At 42.2% G+C, this 23,557-nt stretch carries 18 protein-coding genes; all 18 read right to left on the reverse strand.

Translation table 11 applies throughout. From position 1 onward, the window contains the following. Nucleotides 1-14: 14 nt before the first annotated feature. On the reverse strand, nt 15-602 hold the full coding sequence (gene yihA / locus QSV55_RS07095; protein WP_289649636.1) for a ribosome biogenesis GTP-binding protein YihA/YsxC: 588 nt from the start codon (nt 600-602) through the stop codon (nt 15-17). A gap of 53 nt (nt 603-655) precedes the next feature. Continuing rightward, complete coding sequence (gene clpX / locus QSV55_RS07100; protein ID WP_133450882.1) at nt 656-1,909, reverse strand: ATP-dependent Clp protease ATP-binding subunit ClpX; 1,254 nt, start codon at nt 1,907-1,909, stop codon at nt 656-658. 123 nt (nt 1,910-2,032) lie between these two features. Next, a complete protein-coding gene (tig, locus tag QSV55_RS07105; protein ID WP_289649638.1) occupies nt 2,033-3,316 on the reverse strand; it encodes a trigger factor in 1,284 nt (427 codons plus the stop codon). A 74-nt stretch (nt 3,317-3,390) separates the two neighbouring features. Next, on the reverse strand, nt 3,391-4,341 hold the full coding sequence (locus QSV55_RS07110) for a hypothetical protein (RefSeq protein WP_289649639.1): 951 nt from the start codon (nt 4,339-4,341) through the stop codon (nt 3,391-3,393). Further along, the gene (locus tag QSV55_RS07115; protein WP_289649640.1) at nt 4,341-4,961 is read right to left on the reverse strand and encodes an NUDIX domain-containing protein; all 621 of its coding nucleotides are present in this window, start codon (nt 4,959-4,961) and stop codon (nt 4,341-4,343) included. Before QSV55_RS07115 ends, QSV55_RS07110 begins: the two co-directional genes overlap by 1 nt. Before the next feature lie 304 nt (nt 4,962-5,265). Then, nucleotides 5,266-5,814 carry a PBECR4 domain-containing protein gene (locus QSV55_RS07120; protein WP_289649641.1) on the reverse strand — a complete coding sequence of 183 codons (549 nt, stop codon included), beginning with the start codon at nt 5,812-5,814 and terminating at the stop codon, nt 5,266-5,268. 335 nt (nt 5,815-6,149) lie between these two features. Further along, nucleotides 6,150-7,601, reverse strand: a complete 1,452-nt coding sequence (locus QSV55_RS07125; RefSeq protein ID WP_289649642.1) for a CHAP and LysM peptidoglycan-binding domain-containing protein — start codon at nt 7,599-7,601, stop codon at nt 6,150-6,152. Beyond that, nucleotides 7,602-7,937: a phage holin gene (locus QSV55_RS07130; RefSeq protein WP_289649643.1), complete on the reverse strand. Its 336-nt coding sequence runs from the start codon at nt 7,935-7,937 to the stop codon at nt 7,602-7,604. Between the two features lie 42 nt (nt 7,938-7,979). Further along, nucleotides 7,980-8,381: a hypothetical protein gene (locus QSV55_RS07135; protein WP_289649644.1), complete on the reverse strand. Its 402-nt coding sequence runs from the start codon at nt 8,379-8,381 to the stop codon at nt 7,980-7,982. Further along, nucleotides 8,362-8,781: a hypothetical protein gene (locus QSV55_RS07140; protein ID WP_289649645.1), complete on the reverse strand. Its 420-nt coding sequence runs from the start codon at nt 8,779-8,781 to the stop codon at nt 8,362-8,364. Before QSV55_RS07140 ends, QSV55_RS07135 begins: the two co-directional genes overlap by 20 nt. Before the next feature lie 164 nt (nt 8,782-8,945). Beyond that, nucleotides 8,946-11,798: a right-handed parallel beta-helix repeat-containing protein gene (locus QSV55_RS07145; protein ID WP_289649647.1), complete on the reverse strand. Its 2,853-nt coding sequence runs from the start codon at nt 11,796-11,798 to the stop codon at nt 8,946-8,948. 14 nt (nt 11,799-11,812) lie between these two features. Continuing rightward, nucleotides 11,813-12,028 carry a hypothetical protein gene (locus QSV55_RS07150; protein WP_289649648.1) on the reverse strand — a complete coding sequence of 72 codons (216 nt, stop codon included), beginning with the start codon at nt 12,026-12,028 and terminating at the stop codon, nt 11,813-11,815. Nucleotides 12,029-12,038: 10 nt separating this feature from the next. Continuing rightward, complete coding sequence (locus QSV55_RS07155) at nt 12,039-13,748, reverse strand: phage tail spike protein (protein WP_289649650.1); 1,710 nt, start codon at nt 13,746-13,748, stop codon at nt 12,039-12,041. Beyond that, nucleotides 13,748-14,188, reverse strand: coding sequence for a phage tail domain-containing protein (locus QSV55_RS07160; protein WP_353507462.1), 441 nt, complete (start codon nt 14,186-14,188; stop codon nt 13,748-13,750). Before QSV55_RS07160 ends, QSV55_RS07155 begins: the two co-directional genes overlap by 1 nt. Beyond that, on the reverse strand, nt 14,182-22,065 hold the full coding sequence (locus tag QSV55_RS07165; RefSeq protein ID WP_289649652.1) for a phage tail tape measure protein: 7,884 nt from the start codon (nt 22,063-22,065) through the stop codon (nt 14,182-14,184). Before QSV55_RS07165 ends, QSV55_RS07160 begins: the two co-directional genes overlap by 7 nt. Nucleotides 22,066-22,094: 29 nt before the next feature. Continuing rightward, a complete protein-coding gene (locus QSV55_RS07170) occupies nt 22,095-22,292 on the reverse strand; it encodes a hypothetical protein (protein ID WP_289649653.1) in 198 nt (65 codons plus the stop codon). A gap of 77 nt (nt 22,293-22,369) precedes the next feature. After that, nucleotides 22,370-22,804, reverse strand: a complete 435-nt coding sequence (gene gpG, locus QSV55_RS07175; protein WP_289649654.1) for a phage tail assembly chaperone G — start codon at nt 22,802-22,804, stop codon at nt 22,370-22,372. An 85-nt stretch (nt 22,805-22,889) separates the two neighbouring features. Continuing rightward, nucleotides 22,890-23,540 carry a major tail protein gene (locus QSV55_RS07180; protein WP_289649655.1) on the reverse strand — a complete coding sequence of 217 codons (651 nt, stop codon included), beginning with the start codon at nt 23,538-23,540 and terminating at the stop codon, nt 22,890-22,892. Between the last annotated feature and the right edge of the window lie 17 nt (nt 23,541-23,557).

The following is a 23,557-nucleotide window of genomic DNA, read 5'->3' on the forward strand; positions in this document are numbered from 1 at the left end:
GTAACAGGATGTGTTTATAAATAACGTTCAATGGCCTGCCAGATGACCGGGTTCTTTTCCTTAGATAATGAGGAGTAGCTGATCAATGTATCGTTCTGATCGATCTCCAAGGCCTGTCTGATGATTTTCAGATGCTTCTGGATTTTCCCTTTTGGAATCTTATCTTCCTTTGTCGCGATGATAATCGTCGGTATATCGTAATGCTTCAGGAAGTCATACATCAGTACGTCATCCTGCGAGGGTTCATGGCGGATATCGACAAGCTGGATGACTGCTGCCAGAGTTTCGCGTGTCGTTAAATAGGTTTCAATCATCTTTCCCCAGCGTTCCCGCTCAGTCTTCGAGACTTTGGCATAGCCGTATCCCGGCACATCGACAAACACCAGCTGCTCATCGATGTTAAAGAAGTTCAGGGTCTGCGTCTTGCCGGGCTTCGAGGAAATTCTCGCCATACTTTTCCGGTTGATCATCGTATTGATGAATGACGACTTACCGACATTGGAACGACCGGCAAGTGCGATTTCCTTCAGGCCGGTATCAGGATACTGTTCCGGCCTGACAGCACTAATCAGAATCTCCACATTATTTGGATTGATATTCATATTGCTCCTCCTTCAAAAAAGCCCCACAGGTCTTAACCCATGAGGCTTGTCCATTAAGCTGTTTTAATACGTTCGCTGTTCTCGTCGTAGAGTTCAGGCCCCACTGATTCACGGATCGTCTCTTCAGTGATGACCACTTTCTTCACCTTGTCTTCTGATGGGATATCAAACATAATATCCATCATGCTCTCCTCAATAATAGAGCGCAGACCACGAGCCCCTGTTTTACGTTCAATCGCCAGTTCACTGATCGCTGTTAACGCCTCATCCGTGAATTCCAGCTCCACACCGTCCAGTTCAAGCATCTTTCTGAACTGCTTGACTAATGCATTCTTCGGCTGAGTCAGGATGTTTTTCAGTGCGTCTACATCCAGCTGCTCCAGATTAGCGACCACTGGAATACGGCCGATAAATTCAGGAATCAGACCATAGGCCTGTAAATCCTCAGGCTTGATCTGTGACAGCAGTGTCGATTCATCAAAATCACGGTCCTTGGTACCCGTGAAACCGATGACTTTCTCACCGAGACGGCGTTTGATGACTTCATCGATACCGTCAAAAGCACCACCCAGAATGAAAAGAATATTCGTCGTATCAATCTGAATGAACTCCTGGTTAGGATGTTTACGTCCACCTTGAGGCGGCACTGAAGCAACAGTGCCTTCAAGAATCTTTAAGAGCGCCTGCTGTACACCTTCACCCGAAACGTCCCGTGTAATCGAAGTATTCTCTGATTTACGGGCAATCTTATCAATCTCATCGACATAGATAATCCCTTTTTCAGCGCGCTCGATATCGAAGTCTGCAGCCTGAATCAGACGCAGCAGGATATTCTCTACATCTTCACCTACATAGCCTGCTTCAGTCAGACTCGTTGCATCTGCAATCGCAAACGGCACGTTCAGTGAACGGGCAAGCGTCTGCGCAAGTAAAGTCTTACCGCTACCCGTCGGACCGATAAGTGCGATGTTACTTTTCTGCAGTTCAACACTATCTTCTTCTGATGCTGCCGGCTGAACAATACGCTTGTAGTGGTTATAGACCGCTACCGCAAGGGCTTTCTTGGCTTTTGTCTGACCGATGACATATTCATCGAGCAGTGCAAGCATCTCTTTAGGTTTAGGCACTTCTGTGAGTTCCTCTGTCTCAGTCGTCCGCAGTTCTTCTTCTACGATTTCTGAGCAGAGCTCGATACATTCATTACATATATAAACGCCGCTGCCTGCGACTAGTTTCTTGACCTGATCCTGGTCTTTGCCGCAGAACGAACATTTTAAATTGTTTTCATCTTCATCAAATTTAAACATTTCTACACCCCTATCTTAATCAAAAATATACTAAAGTGTCTGAGCGAATGCAAATGATTAAACTGAAAGAGAATCTGTAGTAAAAGCTACAGATTCTCTTCCGTTATTATGGTTGTCAGAACCTTATTTTGTTTTTGATTCTGCTACTAATACGTCGATTGCTTTTTGGATGCGAAGATCATCTTTTAATACTTCAGCGTTACCTAAAGCAGCACGGATATCTTCTACTGATAAACCGAACTGTTCGCTCATTTTAGTGAGTTCTGCTTCAACATCTTCATCTGAGATTTCGATGTTTTCAGCGTTAGCGATAGCTGCAAGCGTCAAGTTTGTTTTCACACGTTTCGCCGCATCTTCTGACATGCTTTCTTTCAACTGTTCTTCAGTCTGACCTGAGAACTGGTAGTAAAGGTCTAAGTTCAGACCTTGCTGTGCGATACGTTGTTCGAATTCCTGCATCATACGACCCAGTTCAGTGTCGATCATTGCTTGTGGGATATCGATTTCAGCGTTGTCTGTCGCTAAGTTGATGAGCTCTTCTTTCAGCATATTTTCAGCTTGAACTTTCTTCTGTTCAGCTAAGTCACTGCGGAATTTCTCTTTGTATGCATCTGCTGAATCAGCTGATGCATCTAATTCTTTCGCTAACTCGTCGTCAAGCTCAGGTACTTCCTTCGTCTTGATTTCGTTGATTTTCACTTTGAATACTGCATCTTTACCCGCTAATTCTTCAGCATGGTATTCTTCAGGGAATTTCACGTTAACATCTTTTTCTTCACCGACTTTAGTGCCGACTAACTGTTCTTCGAAACCTGGGATGAACTGACCTGAACCGATTTCAAGATCGTAACCTTCAGCTTTACCGCCTTCGAACTGTTCATCGTTGACATAGCCATCGAAGTCTAAGTTAACAACATCACCTTCAGCAACTTCACCGTCTTCTTTAACTGTTAATTCAGCTTTACGAGAAAGTTCAGTATCTAGAGCACTTTGGAATTCTTCATCTGATAATTCAGTATCCTGTGCTTCAACTTCAAGACCTTTGTAGTCGCCCAGCTTAACTTCTGGTTCTACTGTCACTTTAGCTGTGAAGATCAGTTCTTTGTCTTTTTCCATTTGTTCAATATCGATTTCAGGACGATCGACCGGATTGATACCTGCTTCTTCTACTGCGTTTGCATATGCATCCGGTAAGATGAAGTCAAGTGCGTCCTGATATAAAGATTCTACGCCAAAGCGTTGTTCAAATAATGGACGAGGCATTTTACCTTTACGGAAACCTGGTACATTGACTTGTTTAACTACTTTTTTGAATGCTTTATCTAATCCTGATTTTACTTCTTCAGCAGGAACTGTAACCGTTAAGACGCCTACATTCCCTTCTTGTTTTTCCCATTTTGCTGTCATGTGTGATAACCTCCAGAATTTTTTCAACTCATTTATTATAGCATAATCTTAGTGTTGTACAACAATACTAAGTCTTAAAGTTCATATTTCACTGCCTCATCGATCAGGGCCAGCACCCGGGCATGCTCTTCTGTCTGGACGAACGGGTAGATGTCCGCCAGCTGGAACATCGAGAGAGCGAAATGAATATAGCAGTCTGCGATGACCTCCGTCTCGATCATCTGCTCCCCGCTAGTGAAGTTCAGCGGATAAAGAACCAGTGCCTGGCGCTCCAGCCATGAGTCAATGGCTGGTATCATATCCGGCATATTGGACTCAAACCACTCTCTGACAAGCGGCAGAACATCCTGCATAAGAAAATAGCGCTCAAGCGGCACGACTTCAGACAACAGGAATGAGACAGTCGTCTCAAGTTTGCTCAAGTCAATGATCTCTATTTCACCGGCCAGCCGGATATATTGGATAAGGACGGTCTGGACAACAGGGTGCAGCGGTGATTTCAGAAGTTCAAGGAAAGTTCCGCTATAGGTCATATTTTCATCCGCTATCAGCTGATGAATAAAATGTACCTGACGCGCCGCAGTCCAGTCCGTGAAATCTGAGAGTTCATCCGCCGTCTGACGGTCACGCATATTTTTACGATGTCGGGCCTGGTCATAGAGTGGCAGAAGCTTCATTTTCAGTCGATGATCCACTTCTTCTGTACGCAGAGAATCAATCAGTTCGATCACTGTCTGGTACTGGCCCAGCTCATAGAGACTGAGCAGGAAATAATAGACGGTCACTTCATAGCTCGGATGGCCCATATTCAGCAGGATGCTCGCTTCTTCGCGCAGTTCCAGAAAGGACTCAAGGGCATAGAGAACCTCCAGCTTCTGCAGCTGCTGGCGATGATTCAGTTCCACATGGCGCTCCAGTTCAGTGATTGTATCATAGGCCTGCTCAAATTCTTCTTGCGCCAGAAATGTCTGCAGCTGACGATTCAGTTTGTCCGGCAGACCCGGAAAAGGGATGATGTCAGTCATTAATGGCCTGGCGCGTACATCGCTTCAATAATGAGGCGGCTCCATGTTTCATATGCCGGGACATCCATCAATCTATTTTTATCCACCCATTGAATAGAAAGTGTGTCCGTTTCAACCGCTCGTACATCAGCGCGATTGACACAGATTTTGAAGACAAGACCGATATGGACACGTCCTACTTCATGACCGTCATCATTGATGAGCCCGATCAGTTCAAGATCGCTGTCCGGAATATCCGTAAGCCCTACTTCTTCTTCGAGTTCACGCCGGGCATTTTCAATCAGGATGCGTTCAATGTCGTCGCCTGCCAGCTGATTCATATGCCCGCCAACACCGATAGAGCTTAAGCCGTGCAGACGTTCCTCTCCTCCGCCTGTCAGACGCTTGTAGACCAAGATCTCGCCTTCTTCATTCTCGAGCACACAATAAGAGATAAGCTGTTTATATTCAGGCGTTTCCTCCATATCCCCGCGACGTCTGACTTCATATTTTGATAACGTCTCAAAGATCTCAAGTGCACGCTGATCTTCTATCGTAATAAAACCATTAAAGGCATTTTTTTCGTGGCTAAATATAGATTCGCGATCAACCACAATAATCTGTTCATCATATTTATTCATCATTCTGCCCCTGTCTGTTTTTTAATAATATCTAAAGTTTATACGAAATGCTGTCAGTAGACAAATAAAAAAGGAAATGTGAAGTTTCACATTTCCTTTTGTTAGCGTCCTGGGAGGGCGACGCTTATTCCCAGTCTGACGCTTTTTATAAGGATAACGTGACCACTTTGTGACCAACCTTTTTCATTTCATTGTTAGGTGGCCAAAAACAACACGTTTCCCAATATAACATATTTATTAATAAGAAAGAAACCCTACTATTAAAAGTGGGGTTTCTTTCTATATAAAGTATTTAATAGATTATTCAATAGTCTTTCCATTCAGCGCTTATAATCTTAGTTCTTCGTTGTGAATTATAGATACCATTCCTGTTCGTTTCATACATTGTAACTGGAACATAATAGTCTCTTACTCTTCTAAGTCCAATTAACATATTGCAATTTCTATGTTTATCTTGGAAAACAATATTTAAGTTTTGAGGATTCTTTCCCTTTGAGGGAATCACACATAAACTTACCTCTTGATCAATAAAGCATCTATGTAAAAAATTATAGTTAATTAACCTTGATTTCATGTCATCGAAACAATTGTGTTTACGAGCAGTTTCTAATGTAAGTGTACCATCTAAAATCTGAGATAATGTATGGGTTGCATTAACATTTGAGTCCTGTATTTTATGGAACCCAAGCAAATGATGTACATCAGTTTTGGTAAACCTGACTTCAAACTTTTCCAGCTTGTTGTAATTAGTCTCCATGACCAAATACTGTCTTGTAAAACACTGTATATAATCATTTAAGAGATCCTGAAAATCAACATCTTCAAGCTTCTCTACAATCATGTATGATGACATTCAGGACCCCCTAAAAAATTATCCCTACTAAATTAATAGTAGGGATTATGTATATGAGCGCGGACAGGAAGGGTGTCACCTGCCGGGACCAACAGTCAGATATAAGGCCTCTGCCGGGCTATACAATGCACTCCTATTGTATATAGCTACAAGGTTGAGTTGGGAAGAAAGGATGGTTGGATAGCTTTCTTCTTGGGATAATATTCTCATATCGGCTACTTAGAGTCAACATAAAAACCTATAAATAGGCTAATTCGTCTATTTAGCAGAATTACTTAAAATTCGTTTATATGAACGAAAAAGCCGCCTACTCCTTTTGAGTAAGCGGCTTTAAATTATTTCTTGTATGGAGGTCTCAGTACACCCCAAAACTTATTATAATCATGTCTGATAACTTGTGCAGGCACTCGACCATCGCCATTGCCGTACCAATTCTGATCCACTGATTCAAACCATGTTGTGTCTCCTTTGCCAGTAGCAATAGCAGTATGACCATATTCGCTATTGTTCCAGATTAGGATGTCACCCCGTTTTGGAACAAAATCTGGCGTGTTCTTGATACGTTGCCACCCTGGAGGAATTGTTTGTGTTGACAACTTGATGGCATTTCCACTTGGCCACCACTTGAAAAACTTGAATGCAACGGCAATGGTAAGATCCATACATTGTCCGTAGTAAGCATTATCCATGTCTACATATGTTTGCCGACGTACTAAATCCATTACATATTTAAATACGTCCTCTACATCTACTGCTGGTGTTACAGCAATAGCTTTAACTTGCGGAACTGCCACACCTGTCATTTTTAATTTCTGGCCAACAAAAATTTTATCGGTTGTCAGTCCGTTCAGATGAACGATTTCAGATACAGTACGTTTATACTGATTAGCCAGTTGCCATAGTGTCTCGCCTTTTTTAACAGTGTGAACTACAGTTTTCACGGCAGCTGGTTTTTTCATTGCTGGTTTTACTTTTTCGACAGCAGGTTTTTTAGTCTTCTCTTTTGTCTGGTCCTTCAAGTACATAAAAGTACCCGCTTCAAGTTGAGCGGGTATCGTAGTATTGTATGACTTGATCTGCGTCTGCGTCAGACGAAACTTTTTAGCAATGCTTTCTAACGTCTCACCTTTTTTAGACCTGTATGAATTAGGTACTTTAACAGCTGGCTTTAAATCTTTTTTTGCAGTGACTGCAGCTGCAGGTGTGCTTGCTGGTTTCTTTTTGATTGCAGGCGCCTTGCCATTAATCAAGTTCTGACAGTGATTATATATCTTCTGATTCAACTGCCGGACCAGTTCTGCTTCCTTGTGATTGCCGTTCATTGCACCTGGATCATACTGATAAGATTGACCTTCACCACCGTGACCGGCGATCAGTAACCAAGAGCCGCCGACTTTTTGCATGGCCTTAGCAATATCCAGTGCGATTTCATCCATCTTATGTGTAAAGATATTAAGTTCCTCATTATTAGTGATGAATCCAAACTCAACGAGACGATAAGAACAACCTTGCGTTAAAGCTGTAGTCATGTTCTGCAAGTTATCACGCCAGCTGATACCATTCTCGTAACGTACACCAAACCACTTTTTAAGTACCGCTACAATGGCCAAATCTGCTGCGTCTGCATCGTAACCTGCAGCAACACAGATATGAGCATCCTCAGCTGATGGATTACTGAATGCATCCATGTGTGATTCCAATACATGATCATACTTACTACCATAGTCAAGCAAACAGTTCTCTCTGAAGCAATCTTTCTTAGTGTTATACTGAGTCACTTTAAACATTTACTTCAACCCCTTCTTTTTTAGAAATAGCTTTTGTACACGTGCATGTTTACCTGAGTAATGATTCTTATAGATCGAGTACACATTAAAGAGGAATGCAACAATCAATCCTGAAACAACAACAAACTGCTGTAAGTTGTTCTCTGTTAACCATTCAGGCTGCCACTGAAGAAACGCCAGGAATGGCAGTAGGGCACTTACAATCCCCACTGCCTGTTTAATTAGATCAATGATTGCTTCCTGGTCTACCTGCTTCTTCAGTTCCTGTTCTTGCTTATCATTAATAACTGGCGTTACATGTGATTCGTTGATAACTTGCTTCTTTACTCCGCCCATTTATATCCCTCCAATAAAATAGGACACCTCATTGAGATGTCCTTAAAAGAATATTTGTGCAAATCCGAATGCTGCAACAATGATTGAAACAACACCACCGATGATAGATGTAATGATGGTTGCGTTGCCTTTTTGTTTTTCCGTGACTGAGTTCTTAACTTCCTCTAAATCTTCCTTCGTTTCTTTTACATCTCGCTCATTATTGATCAGTCGGTCGTTAAAGCCCTGCATATTAGTGTTAAGTTTAGCCAGATGACCGTTTGTCTCTTTCTGATTCTCGAGCAGTTGCGACGTAGTGCCAGTCAATGTAGTAACTAGTATTTTTAAATCGCTATGCAGGCCGAAATGGCGATTGTCGACCGTATTGATCAGCTCTTTAATCTCCCCATTGCATTTCTCCCACTCGTGACGTGGCACATAGTAGTCATGACTTTTTTCTGGCATATAATTCAGCACCTCCAAAGAATCCGACCAATGCACAGACAGATGATAACACAGCGAACTGTGCCGGCGATAACCAGTTGATGGCATTAAAAAGTGATGCACTTGTCATCAGAAAGTACATCACTGCATTAGACGTGCCACCGATAAATAAAAACAGTGACGTCATGTTATTCTTTTTTGGCAGCAACCAGCTTGATCCGATCAAAAACAGACTTGTCACTGTAATCATTGCTCCCCAAGCCCAGATGGGAAGTATGTTGTGTATGGCTTGATAAAACTCGCTGTCATGCAGCACTGATTCCTGTTCCCTTAACCAGAACAATCCACGGGCTAAAGTAAACAGCCCCAATCCAAACAACAATGTGCTTGCCAGCATTTCTGGTAATGTCAGTTTCTTCATTCTCCACTCACTCCTTTGTTGTATTTATAATAAAAACCCCTACTCAATGAGTAGAGGTTTGTTTATATATTTGCTTTTTCAAATCTTTGATTCTTAAACCTTGATTGACCAAAGAGTATACCATTAAACCCATTGTTAGCAATAAGAATGTCATTTTATCATATCTAACTAAAACTCACGCTTTTACTGCCCAGCGTACCGTCGCCGTTGTGGACTATTACAGCGGCGTAATTAGTAGTACTGTTGCAGTAGTTTACATTACTGCCTGCACTCACATTTTTCGAGCCGGCAGACTCAAAGCCGTTTCCGATACCTAGCAAGTTTGGTATCGAGGTAGACACCCACACGTCATTAAACGATAGCTTGTTAGGCGATGTCGCACATCTGACATAGCCCCAGTCAATGCCGTTTGTATTATCAGATTTAAGGCCTTTTATGTTAAGTCCTCCTGCACAATATAATGATGGTTTTGTGATTGAGTCCAATATGCAGTTTATGATAGTACCTTTTGCAACATTAAGATTGATGCTGCCCCCGATAAAACAGTCATGCACGTACAGCTGAGAGCCGTCGCCCGCAAGAAAATCTCCACTCTTGAGTTTAATCTCGCACGAGATATATTCCTGTTTTTCGACGCCGTTGCCCAAAAACCATTTAATATTATTAAATTTCGTTAATACAAACTTAGAGGGTTTGCAAAGTGATCGAGTAACAGTCACAATTTTACTAAATGATGTAATGAACGTCGCATTAAACTCATAACCTATGCCGCTGTTATCAATGTCAGGATTTACAAGTGATAAGTCGATAATACAAGCATTAAATATCATCTTATCCAGTCGTCCGATATTTTGTGACCCTGTGCCGCCTCGGTGTAAATCATATACATCACAATGATTGAAGATAGTTACTGCATTACCCATGACGCCTCTAATACGATTGATGGAACAACTATCCAGCGTGAGATTGTTACCATTGTAAGTAGATAGCTGATGTATATAACTGCCGATAATCTTGCTTGACGCGCCCATCTGACTGATTAAGTTAAAAAATACGCAGTTACTGACCATAATCTTGCTGTTACTTACTTCTGAAGGCGAATAAGGCGTAAACTCTTTAAAGTAACAGTTTGTAATAAATATACCGTCAAGCAGTGTGTCGCCGTTTGTCTCAACGTCAAGCGTGCCGTCACCCGTACATTGACTTATCGTGACACGACTACCGTGGATGATTTCAATATCATTTCGGCCATTATTATAAAAATGACAGTTATCAATCGTGACGTTACGAGGATAGTCTCCCGCTTTCGCATAGGCGTTATCAGCACCGCCGATATGCACAGCACCAGCAATAGCATTATTAAATATACAGTCACGCAGTGTCAGATTTTCGACTGCGTAAGTGTAAAGGATATTGTATTCGTTACCATCGAGCAGTTTCAAACCGACTTCGTAATTTGACCCGTCAAAGATAATGTTTTCAAATGTGACATTTTCCCAGCCATTCAGGGAGCCGAAACCTGTTGCACCGAGAACATAGGTCTCAATCTTAAAGTCAATGTTATCGTTAAGGGGTTTATCCAGTAACAGTTGACTAGGCGCAAAACTATCGACCAAGACAATATTATGCGTTTCATTGTATCTATCTTTATAAACTTCGACTTTATCAATACGTGCGACTTTGCCATCAGTTTGTGTGATTTTACGGTTGGACTTAATCTCCGTATTAACAGTGACAGACCCGAAATCAAGCAGCCATCTGTCAGACCATAAATCAGGGACTAACTTTAAATCCTCGGCAAGCACATCGCTATTACGTTTAAGACGACTGTATTTACTGCTATTATTACGCCCCTCAAACAAATAGATACGTGCTGTTCCCGCGCCGTCCGGATCGTTGTTGTCAATACTTGCAACTTCAAATGCCACGCCTGTTGTCGCGCCTTTAATATAACTGGCTTCTTTTAGTGACGATGGTATTTGTGACTTATCAGCAACCTTGATGTATTCGAAGATTTTACCTGTTTCAAGCTGTAATCGCGCTATCTTCCAGTTATTAGTTGCAACTTTCAACAATTCGTAATAATCACGGACTTGATACTGCGCGCCTGTGATATTTGCATTTGTAGTAACCGAATGGACAACTGGTTTAATCTTGATAGTCGCTTTACTGCCACTTGCTTTAAACGTAATATTCTTTTTATCTTGCAGGTCTCCCACGATGCTCGACACATCATTTAGCACATAATCGCCGCTAAGTGTTACAGTCGCATTATCATCAACCTCTGCCACCGCCCTTTTAAAGGCATCGCTGTCATCTGTTACACCGTCGCCTGTCGCCCCAAAAGCCTTGATGCTCACTCCGCCTGCAACTACATCTCTGACAGGTGTAAAGCCGTCAGCATTAAGCGCACCAAACTCAATCCATTGTGTACCGTCATAAATATATTGCTTGTTCTCATCAACGACTAAACGCAATTCTTTGAGTTCGGCTGTTACAGGTAAATCGTTAAATGTTGCAACTGCGTCAGCAGGTTTAAATTTGTTTTCAACAAGCCACTGAGCAGTCGCTGCTTTGTCCACATATTCTTGACTATTTACTGATATAAAACTCTTGACCGATCGATCTAATTCTCCTAGTGCTTCATCCCTTGTCAGGTTATTGATGATATTTAACTCAGTTTCATCATGTGTGCGAGCGACATAGATGGTAAATGTCCCATCACTAGGAAACTTCTGGCCGTCATTTGTCGTAATTTCCAATCGATGTTCGTTAGCTTTCAAGTCATTAGTCACCTTAAAAATTAATACACCGTTAACAATCTCTTCACTCGTTTTCTGTCTTATCTGATTATCAATAATATCCAACAAGGTGACTGTACATCCGGTATTTAAGTTAGATATCAGCTTTCCATCAGAGCCGCACAACAATAATTCGATGGGACTGGTATTGTCAGACTGTTTAATAGTCACATAGTTATGATAATAATTCTTTGTTTTAACTGTATTAATATCCATGATTCACGTACCTCCTATACTTCGATTTTATTTAAATCTTCAATTGATAATAATACCATACCTTCTTTGACAACTATCTGACCATCCACAACTGTCAGTTTGTCAATCTGTCGTGCATGTTGCTCATCTGTAATGATGGTTGCACTGTAATTATCATCCACCATCATGTTGAGACCAGCTTTAACTATAATTGGCTGACCATCGATTTCTTTAATTAACAACGCCCACATAACGAACCTCCTATATATTTGTGTTAGTCGTTCCGACAAACATTTCCCGTGCGTATATTTTTGCTTGAGCTATCGAAGAATTAAAGCGAAGATAAAAGCTTAATTTTTCACTCGATATGTTTTCAAGATTTACAGTAAATGTGATTTCTTGCTGATTGCCCGATCCAACCGCCGTGACAGTGGCTGACTGATAAAACTTTGTTTCACTGTTTTTGAAGTTGATAATCTCGACAGTACCGGTGGCACCAGCAGTGTCAATGTAGCATGACAGTATGACAATCAGATACTTCTGTTGAGGGACGATTGTATAGGCATCAAAGACAGATGTAATCGTGTTATTAGTTACGAAGAACGAACGCACTATTTCAACGCCATCCACATAAAATGGTGGATAGTATCTCCACACTGCGAGATTAAACTGCGACTGTCCATTTTTAATAATAGAATTGCCTTCTGCATCTTTTACTGTCAACACGCCGCCTATTTCACCTGTGATGACCTTCTGATGATAATCAACCTCCTGTTTTAAGTTTGCTGTGGTAGTGGTCATTTTTCTTTCGAGCATCCTGTTCTTATCAGCTGCTATCTGCTCCTGCACTTCCGCTGATGTCAGCGGCCGTTCACCAATCCTAATTGATTTGTTCTGCGGGTTCATGATGTCTTCTGTCGTGGCCACGATGCGCAGCACTTCACCGTTGATGCCCAGTTCCTCGACATAGCACCTATGCTTGTTCCCTCTGACAATCTCATCCGGCTCCAAATCAATGGTCGAAAGGTCCAGAACGTTTACATCGATCTGGACCTTTGCTGCTTGTTTTCTGATTTCAGCTACCTTCTCCTGACCAGCCTGCATCACAAGTTCCGGAGACGTTTTGTCATCAAATATTTCTGTACCGGTCTGTATGCCATAAACCGCAATCAGCTCCGGTATATCAATATAACTTTTTCCATTATTCACAGACTCAATGGTTATCCTGGCTTCCTGATTGTATTGATTGACTTCTGCAGCACCCAGGGGAATTAACCTGGTCACTACATCTAATGGATCAATCGTCCGTTTAATCGATTTGATGTTACGACCGATTCTAAAAGATGTCTCTTTCACTTCTGTCGGCTCATCTAACCAGTCGATATACGTGCCATCCGCTTCATACCGCGCAAATATTTCACCACCCCATCGATTCACACCGTCCTCCCTGATATGGTCCATGGTGGACTTCTCAGGCGTCGTATAAGAGTATCTTGTTGTGTCAAATGATGGATCAGTCGATACTTCTTTTTTCTTGGTAAAGTTCACAGTCCCCAGCTTCAGTTGCTTATACGGTTCAACTGCTGCATTATGCTTATAGAGGAGTGATGATAAATACTGTGACGGTGTATAGTCTGTATATGTTCCATAGTTCGGGTAGCTGTCATGTAGGTAGGCCATCGCACCCTCAGCTGTATAGTCAGAATCATATAATCCATCTTCGCCCATCTGATTTGATGGCAATAAAATACGCCCTCGAAATACGACCTTATCTGTTTTAAGGTTCCGTATTTCAACGAGCGTTTTGTAACTGCCTAGAAATAAATTGTGATGGACCATGTCAAACTTAAACTCGTCTATAGCATCCACTGCTTTTTCGAGCGTTCCGGCTTTTATCAGACTGTCATTGTCGCCATATTCAAATATAGTCGTGCGTGTGCCGCCGTCTTCGTAGATATCTACTTTATACATTATAGCACCTCACTTCCATCCATATTGCTGATTGCGAATGGTTTCGCTTCAAAACTTAAATCGACATTAAGACGACCCTTTTCTATATCAGGATCACAAGCTACATTAGTACATTTAGCGATATAGTAGTAATCATCTTCATAATCGATGATTAACTTTAGCCACCCTTTGTTCAGTAGCCATGCTGTCAGTTCCCGTTTAAGTTGAAACTGCTTTGCATTTTTTCGCATCTGAACATAGCCTTTAATAGATATGTTTCGATTGTTATATCGTTGACGTCCCGAAAGAAAAGAAAAATCATATTCACCATCCATGTGAGGCACTTTGTCTCTGATCTCTATGGCCTCCGGATTCGGGGTCTCAATCCCTGTAATCCGGATTTCATAGCTGAGAGAGTGGACATCATTATAGGTAAAGCCAGTCGATCTGATTGTTATGATGTTCTCCTCCTTGCATTCGTCTTGGCATTGACTGCCTGACGTTTATCTACTTTCTTTGTTACTTTGTCGCCATCCATAATGACATCAATGTTCTTGTGAAGTATGAGTGCCATTAATTCAACGACTTTGTCCATGTTCTTGCTCTGTTTCGACATCTCCTTCTGCAAATCAGCAATGACTTTGTCGTTGCTCTTAACCTTGTCGTTCTTGATGCGGTTTATAGTTTTTTCCAGTTCATGCGCATACTTATCATTCTTGCCGACTACGTTCAGACGCTTTGCAGTCGTAACAATCTGATGAGTGGCCGCTCTTGATGCAGCTTCTCGTCTTTGTGCACTGCTTAATGATTTTAATCGAGGTGCAGGATTAGGTGCTCTCATCTTAACGACCTTCGAATTCATATATCTATCATTATGAGTTCTCAGGGCAGTCCGCTTTTGAGTCAATGATCTAAGCTGTGCAGACTGCTTATTGATTCTCTCGTTATATACGAGACCGGACTCACTCAAGCCCATAGACACAGCAAGCTTGTTAATCTTTGTCTGCATCGCATTGATTGCTTTCACACCTGTGCTGCCACCACGCAGAAGCACCTTCGCTTTACCGTATGAGTTCTCGACTCCTCCTTCAATCAATTCACGCAGTATACCAGGATCTAATCCCATCTTACGTAACTTGATTAAATCATTATGAAACTCCTGCATACGTCTCAATCGATAACGCATGACTGATAAAAAGTCAGACGTTGAATGACCGGAAACTGCACTGAATCCTGCATAACCTTTGATGTTATCTCTTACGGATCCTGCAAGTGATGCCTTCTCACCTTTCAGTACATTGTTCTTTGACTGAAGGTCCTTCATACTCGCACTCAGCATCGCACGCTGTTTAACAACCTTCGTCAGCACATCACCTTTAAGCAGTTCCTTCTTTTTGACGCTCTGCAGGTACTGCATTTGATTCTTAATAGCAGCTGATTCCGCACGGATTTGAGCAACCTTCTTACTGTTCGTCGCATACTTCTTGAGATTAGCAGCGTTCGTCTTCAGCTTCTTCTCATCAGCTTTGAGTGTGCTATCTACCTTAGAAACGATGGACTTGACGTTCTTCAGTACCGTTTCCGGCGCATCTGTTTTCATCGTCTTCAACTTGCTGTTAATCAGGCTGCCGATAGCCCCGTATGATTTAGACAGAGAAGAGAACTTCGTCGTCTTGCTACGGGCCATTAAGTTGTCTGCAATACTATCAAGTACACCTATGCGATTCGTTCTGACATACGCTGATGGCTTCTGTTTAGGCTGTTGCACCTTCACATTGACAGTAGCTGCAGTTTTACCAGGTACCTTCAACTTACGGCCGGCGATGATTAAATCAGAGTTCAATCCATTCAGACGTTTCAGTTCAGCTACAGTCGTTTTAAACGTTCTAGCTAAATCCCACAGCGTATCACCCCAGACGATATTATGAGTACCGTATGATTTAGATGCTGATGACTTAGCCTTAGTTGTACCTGTAGATAACTTGATTAAGTTATCACCGTGCACAATGCTATTCGCTTGCTCGAGCAATGGACGCGCTCTATGCCGCTTCTTAGGATCCAGAGGGATAATCATTTCTGGATATTCTTCACCAGCGATGACAGTTTCATTCTGAATGATACCGCCATTTGCAAATCGACGTAAGCCAGATGGGCCCCAACCAGAACGCCCGGCAGGATTATCACGACGCCAGTTAGTATTATTAAAGAACGCGAGTAACTGATGGTAACCGTTATTAATGTTGTTATAGCCTTTCACTGCATAGTTAGCGAAAGTCGATGGTACATATTGCAGTAAACCACGAGCTGGCGTTCCATTAATATTGTTGATGTCACCGATGTTACCTTGTACAACTGACTGATTACCGTTTGATTCACGTTGTATCTGGGCAATAATATTATTGACATCTACTTGACTTATTTTTTGTTTCATTTGAGCAGCAGCTTTAATGATTGATGAAGACCATGATCTTGCATTTCCACTTACTCCTGTCGGACCACCTTTAGGAGCGTGACCTTGCAAGAATTTAATAGGGTCAATGGTGTTAGTGTTCCAGTTATTCGTACCATCATTTTTACGCACTTGATAGTGTAAGTGATCGCCAGTCGTCATGTGCCCTGAGTTACCAGTTTTTACGATTGCTTCCCCTTGTTTTACATGTCCGGATTTAAGAACACTGCTTAAGTGCATGAAGAATTGAGTGTAGATTTTATCCTTCAGCATTGCAACTAAACCACCGTTGTAATCATTAACCTGTGATAACACACCACTTGTAGGAGCGTGTAACAAAGTTCCTGCTTTTGTGCCTAAGTCAATACCGTAGTGATGCGCATTAAACGGATAACCAGGCGGCCTTGCATTAGGACTATATGGTGTTGTAAGTGGATAACTTAATATTTCTCCGCCATCAGCATTACCGCCGCCAAAGTCTTCTAACCAACCTTTCACTTTATCAACCAGAGCGGTTTTAATCTTGCTGAACGCAGCCGTACCGATTTTACCTGTAATGCCTCCAACGCCACCGAATACACTTCCAATATTACCGATGACCATATCAACTAATTTTCCTGGGTTTTCAATATAATCGAAAATATCTCCGGCAATTTTGCCAACATATTTAGCGCCATCAATAACTTTTCCGACGGTTCCGTTCCATACATCGCCAGCGAGTTTTTTACCCGAGTTCCATATGTCCCCTGCTTTACCCCACCATGATTCATCGCTACCCTTATTAAATCTAGGAATATTACCATTCAACATGTGATGTGTCTGAGCACCACTATAGACTCTGTCACCTTTATTTAAATGAACAAGCGTATCTTTAGCGGGAGTCAAATGCATTGAACCATCAGCACGATGAATAATCTCTCTTCGGAAGCCACCAGGACCATTGCCAGGGCCACGGTCACCCACGATAGCAGGTGTATCTTTTGCAATAGCACCTCCGCTGATATAAGAGCCTGTACCAGTAGAAAGCAATGGGATTTTTGATAATAGAGACTTATCCATGATTTTTTGTGTAATCGAATTAATTCCACCGATCATGCCGTTAAGCCCGCTGATTGCTCCGTTGGCAACATTTTTACCGAGATTAGAAGCTTTAGTTTTCAGACCCTCTACTGAATTAGAAATGAAAGTTCCGATCAATGTTATCCACGACTTAGCACCCTTATACATACCTTCAAACTTACCAACAACTTTTTCTCTAGCTTTTTCAAATAAACTTATCGCATCATCTTTGGTATCACCAAACCAACCAGTTACACCTTTCCACAAACCTTTGGCTTTATCAACGGCATAAATCATGGATAGTTTAAAGTTGTCCTTAGTATCCTCGTATATTTTGCCTGTTTTTTTACCGACTTCTTTGCTTGTGGAAGCAAACCAGCCAGTTACACCCTTCCACATCAGCTTGGCATTACTGACAGCTTTATCTTTAGAGTCCACGAACTTGTCTTTAGTTCTTGTATATAAATCTCCGACTGCTTTCATGCCATCTTTTTTAGTTGAGTTAAACCACCCAGTTACACCCTTCCACATTAGCTTGGCATTACCGACGGCTTTATCTTTAGAGTCCATGAACTTGTCTTTAGTTCTTGTATATAAATCTCCGACTGCTTTCATGCCATCTTTTTTAGTTGAGTTAAACCAGCCAGTTACACCCTTCCACATATCCTTCGCGCCTTTGGAGGCTGGTCCGACTAATCCAGCAAACTTTTTCGGAACCCATTCGAAGAATCGCTTCAGAGGACCTCCAATTAATGAATCCTCTACTGAAGTATTCATACCTTTTGCAAGACGCTTGATAATCTCACGCCCTGTCGCGAGTAATGCAACTGCTGCGAATCCAATCGCATACCCTGCGCCATCAACAATCATCTCACCGAGCTTATCGCTAAAGTCTTTCTTATTCTCTTTGCTAGTAAAAGGTTTAGTAACAGCTTTCTTTGCTTTCGAACCGAACTTAGCCGACGCTGCGTCCATGTCTGCCTGTGATGGATTAAAGATACCAGATATAGACTTAGAGACACTATCCTTAATAGTATTGAATGAGGCCGAGATACGACCAGGCAGGCTAGTGAACCAGTCCTTGATACGCTTGCTCCATGACGACATCCCTTGACCTTCGTCTGTAATGCCTTGTCCGGCTCTGACAAAGAAGTTGCTGACAGCTGTCTTAGCCGCTTCTTTCTTCTGATTAAATAGTGTAGGAATATTACTAAACCACTTACCTACGCCGGATGACCAAGATTTCATCGGCCCTGCAGTTTCTTTGTCACCAGCGAATACACCATTGAAGAAATTGCTGACAGCAGTCTTGACCGCTTCTTTTCTCTCATCAAACACTTTAGGCAGATTAGTGAACCATTTATGAACACTAGAACTCCATGATGATAATGGTCCTCCACCTTTATTGTCTTGATTACCGAATACTCCACTGAAGAATTTACTTACCGAAGATTTAAAACCTTCTTTATACTCATTCAGCTTATTAGGGAAGTTCTTGATGTCGTCCATCATCCCTTTAAGTATCGGCATATAGAACTTAACATTTTCCTTACTTTGACTGTCTCTCCACTGCGTTATAGCGTTCTTTGCATTAGTGTATGCTGTCTTAATCTGTCCAGGAAGTTTAGCTCCCCAATCCTCAATACTTTTCTTCGAAGTGGATAGCCAACCGCCGATCTTACTGCCTGTATCTTCAGCCCACTGCTTAATGGTTTTCTTGCCAGATTCCATACCAGATGCAATTCTACCACTTGTTTCCTGACCCCATGTATAAAGTGAAGACTTGGTAGTAGTTAACCAACCTTTTGCCTTCGGTCCAAAGTCCTCGGCCCATTTCTTCACAGTACTTTGTCCAGCATTTAAACCACTTGATATCTTACCTGCAGTTTCTTCTCCCCACTTAGAGAGAGAAGTTTTTGAGTTAGATAACCATGTGCTAAAAGTAGGTCCAAAGTCTTCAGCCCATTTCTTCACAGTACTTTGTCCAGCATTTAAACCACTTGATATCTTATCTGCAGTTTCTTCTCCCCACTTAGAGAGAGAAGTTTTTGAGTTAGATAACCACGTCTTAAAGTTAGGACCGAAATCCTGCGCCCACTGCTTAACAGACTCTTGCCCTTTAATCAACCCGGACTTCATCTTCTGTCCAGAATCGGTCAGCCATTCTTTAGAACCCTGTACTGCATTATTAAAACCAGCTTTGATATCCTGGAGCGTATTCGTCGCCCACTCTTTACTAGCCTTTGCATAATTGATTTTAAACTGTTCCCAATTTCCACCAGATTTATCTACTATGTTGTTAAACCAAGTGAAGCCTTTTTCGAGACCACCCCACCATAAATCAACAGGCTTCTTCAGAACTCCAATGAAGTCATCATAATGTTCCTTTGCATAATCAACTGCTCCGGAGACAACTTCAATGGTTTTCTTGACCGGTTCCCAGTTTGCTACTGTATCAACAATTTTCTTAGTGCCGTCTACCCATTCACCTGCCAGATTCTTAACAACCCAAATCGTGTTGTCTACGCCTTTCTTAAACCAGTCAACATGATCGTAAGCATATTTGAATCCTACACCGATTGCGGTAATCCCTGCAGTGATGGCCAAACCGACAGGCCCTCCGATTAGGCCAAGACCTCGCGTCAGTAATCCTCCAGCGCGTGATAATAGACCGACTGACTTAGTTGCTTTTTCTGCATTCTTTCCGAACTGCAAGAAGTTACCTAAAGTAGAACCGATTCCTTTATTAAGCTTTCCATTTTTACCGAGCGAAGTGCCTACAGTTGCGTTTGCTAAAGCATTGCCTTCAGCTGCCAAAGTATTAGCAGCATATTTCCCTGTCAGTTTAGCGAGTCCGTCTACTACCGTACCTGTCGCCTTCGCCACAAGTCCTACGCCTACAATTGTCGGTCCAGTAGCTGCAGCTACAAGTCCAATACCAACTGCAGTTTTTCTTGCCCAATCTGGCATCTCACTGAACTTAGTTGCTAAGTTCTGCGCTCCATCTGCAAGTTTTTCGATAGTAGGTGTCATGTCCTGACCTATCTGTATGCCGACAGTTTCGAAGGCTCCGCTCATTTCTTCAACTGCACCCTTAAGATTATCCATCATAGACTTAGAAGCTTTCTGAGAGGCACCATCTGACTCTTCAAGTGATTTTGTCATCTTGCCGATTCTATCCGGACCTTGGTCCATCATAACGAGCATCCCTGAAACTGCTTCTTTACCAACTAATTGAGATAGGTTAGCTGCCTTCTGTGTATCGGTCATTCCGACCATTGATTTTTCAAGGTTACGAACCAACTGTTCCATACCTATAAAGTTTCCGGAGGCATCTGTAATCTCAATGCCCATCTTCTCCATAAGTTTAGAATTCGCCTCTGAAGGACTGAGCAATCCAAGCAATGCACCACGTAATGTTGTACCTGCCTGTTCACCTTTAAGACCAGCATCTACCATCATACCAATGGAAGCAGATGTCTCTTCCAGGCTCATTCCTAATGATTTAGCAGGAGCCGCCGCATATTTAAGGGCAAACTCCATGTCAGTGATATCAGCAGCTGACTGATTCGCTGTCTGTGCAAGGACGTCCGCGACATGATTTGACTTATCCGCTTCAATACCAAAAGCATTCATAGCACTGGCCATAACGTTAGCCGTCTGCGTCATATCACTTCCAGAAGCTTCAGCCGCAGAAATGATGCCTGGCATCGCAGCCATGATCTGATTCGCATCATAACCTTTGGCAGCCATCTCTTCCATACCCTTGGCCACTTCAGACGCTGACTTGGTTGTGGATGCTCCAAGTTCCATTGCAACGCGTTTCATTTCTTCGAATTTCGTACCTGTTGTATCTGAAATGGCACCCACACGCGACATCTGAGCATCGAAGTCCATCGCTGTCTTGACGCCCATCGCACCAATACCAGCAAGTGGTGCAGTAACAGCCATCGACATGTTTTGGCCGGTTGATGTCAGACGGTCGCCTGCAGTCTGCAATTTAGATGAAAATGCTTCAAATTCCTTTTGTCGTTGGGTCCATGGTGAAGACTTGATAGCTTCCGCTTTGTTGAAGTCCTGCAGTTCTTTTGTTGTCGCAGCTATATCGCCTTTCAAGTCGTTCATGATCTTGCTCTGATTCTTCAGCTCGGTATTCGCTTTAACAGCTTTCTCACTGTTCTCACCGTATTCTTTAGTAAGTTTACGGACTTCAGCAGCCTGAGCATAGACTGCTTTCTTCTGCAGTTCCAGTTTGTCATTGAGTGACTTAATCTTGCCTTCATAAATACCGGCTTGATTACCAGCGAGCTTCATCTTAGAAACATTATTTTGCCACTCTGCATCGACTAGTTTCATCTTGTCCTGAAGTGTTGCCTTACTGCGGGCCATCTCCTGTTCCTGCTTCAGTAATTTCGCCTGCTGGCCTTCTGCTTTCTTCTGCTCAATCGTCTGCTGTTTCATCTCAGCAGTCATCTCATTGATTGAACGTTTCAGATTGCCATACACACCTTGTTGCTTCGCAAGATCTGCATTTGCTTTGATGACTTTTGTGTGGTTCTCACCATACTCTTTAGTTAAGTTGGCAACCTTCTGCTTATGAGCATCGACTATCTTAGTCTGAATCTCTAATTTGTCAGTCATGCCCTTAACACTTGTAGACAACTTTTCAATACTACGATCAGATTGTTTGAATGTTGATAAAGACGCTTTCCAAGTGTTATCTGCAAGCTTCATCTGGGCATTGAGATTCGTAAGACCTTGCTTTAACTGAGTGTCATCAAAACCAACTGTAACGACCGTTTTACCTACCGGCTCTGTTCCTAATGGCATAGTGTACCTCCTTCCTAAAAAAATAAAGCCTATTCGGCGTCGGTAACACCGAAGGCTTCGAATAGGCTTTCTACTTTTCTTGTTTTCTTATGTTGCGGCTGATGATTATTAGAGTCATCAATTTGCTCTACCTCATCTTCAGTGGCCAGCATATATTGATGCATATAGTAATGATAGTCACCCTCCATTATTTCAATAGGACTGACGTTGAAGTACTTTGCAATCATCGCTATATTCTTATCCGCTATTTTCAGTAGTTCACTTTCGGATAAGACCTCTGAATCATCCTCTTCATCAGATGAATTTATTTCTTCACCAGCACTGTAGGGTTTCCCATTGCACTGTAGTATGCATGGTTAAGTGTTTCCTGATATTCACGAGCGTCAAGTCCATCACGTAACTCTTCAACAGTGAACTGATTATTAAAGTATTCAACGAAGAATTTCTCATATAAGTCCAGAAGTTCAAGTTCTGCTTCTTCTGTCGGTTCATTCGGAATGAAGTTCCCATCTTCATCACGTTCATATTTGCCCTGGCCATCATTCTTGAACATCAGCTTACGTTCTTTATAGCCGAGTGAGATGGCTTGGCGATATACGCGACCAGGTACAACTTTAGGCGCTCTTACTACATTCTCAGCACCTGCAGCATTCACAAGCGTCACTTCTTTCAAGAATTCAAATTCCGGTGCTTTAACTTCTTCTTTTACTTCTAATCCGTTAGTATTTACTTCTGTCATTTTGATTTCCTACTTTCGTTTTATAGTTTTATTTTTTTATTTTGGCCAAAATAAAAAGGGGATTGCTCCCCTTAAGATCTAACTATTATCCAGCTGGTAATGTTGAAGGTTCAGTGACAACTGTGTTCCATGGAATCGCAGTTGTCGGTGCATCATAACCGAATACTAACTGATAAATTTTGTTCAATCCAGCCGTATCGCCCTTCTTAACCAGGCGGTTAACCTCAGCGATTTCATCTGAGAAACGAGAAGAGAATTCAGCGCCAACTGATTGATTTCCGAACGCTTTCTTTTCTTCTGATGTCTTACCATCATGTCCGCCACCCGAGAACATACCGCGAGTCAATGCGACCACTTCAAGGTCTCCGTTAGCTTTTTCTTTAGCAAAGATGACACCAACATTCGGTGGGTTAAGTGTACGACGACGAATCACGTTGCCGTCTGAGTCGATTTCCATACCCAGAAGCTCTGCACGTTGTGCAAGTGGAATAGCGAACGCCTGGAAGTCTAGTTTGGCTTTACCAGTCGATACTGCCATCTCCTGAACTTCCCCGTCACCCCAGTTTTCGATTACTTCAGTATCAAGATCGACTTTGATTTCCTGAGAACCACGAACATGAGAGATTGGTTTATATTTAGTCGGTGCTCCTTTTGCGTCTGTTTCAATTACTGCATAGTGAAATCCTAGAATGTTTACAAATGATGCTGGTGTTTCTGCAGGTAATGTATTTACCATAATTAAATTCCTCCGTT

Source organism: Macrococcus bovicus (assembly GCF_030376725.1).
Classification (GTDB): Bacteria; Bacillota; Bacilli; order Staphylococcales; family Staphylococcaceae; genus Macrococcus; species Macrococcus bovicus.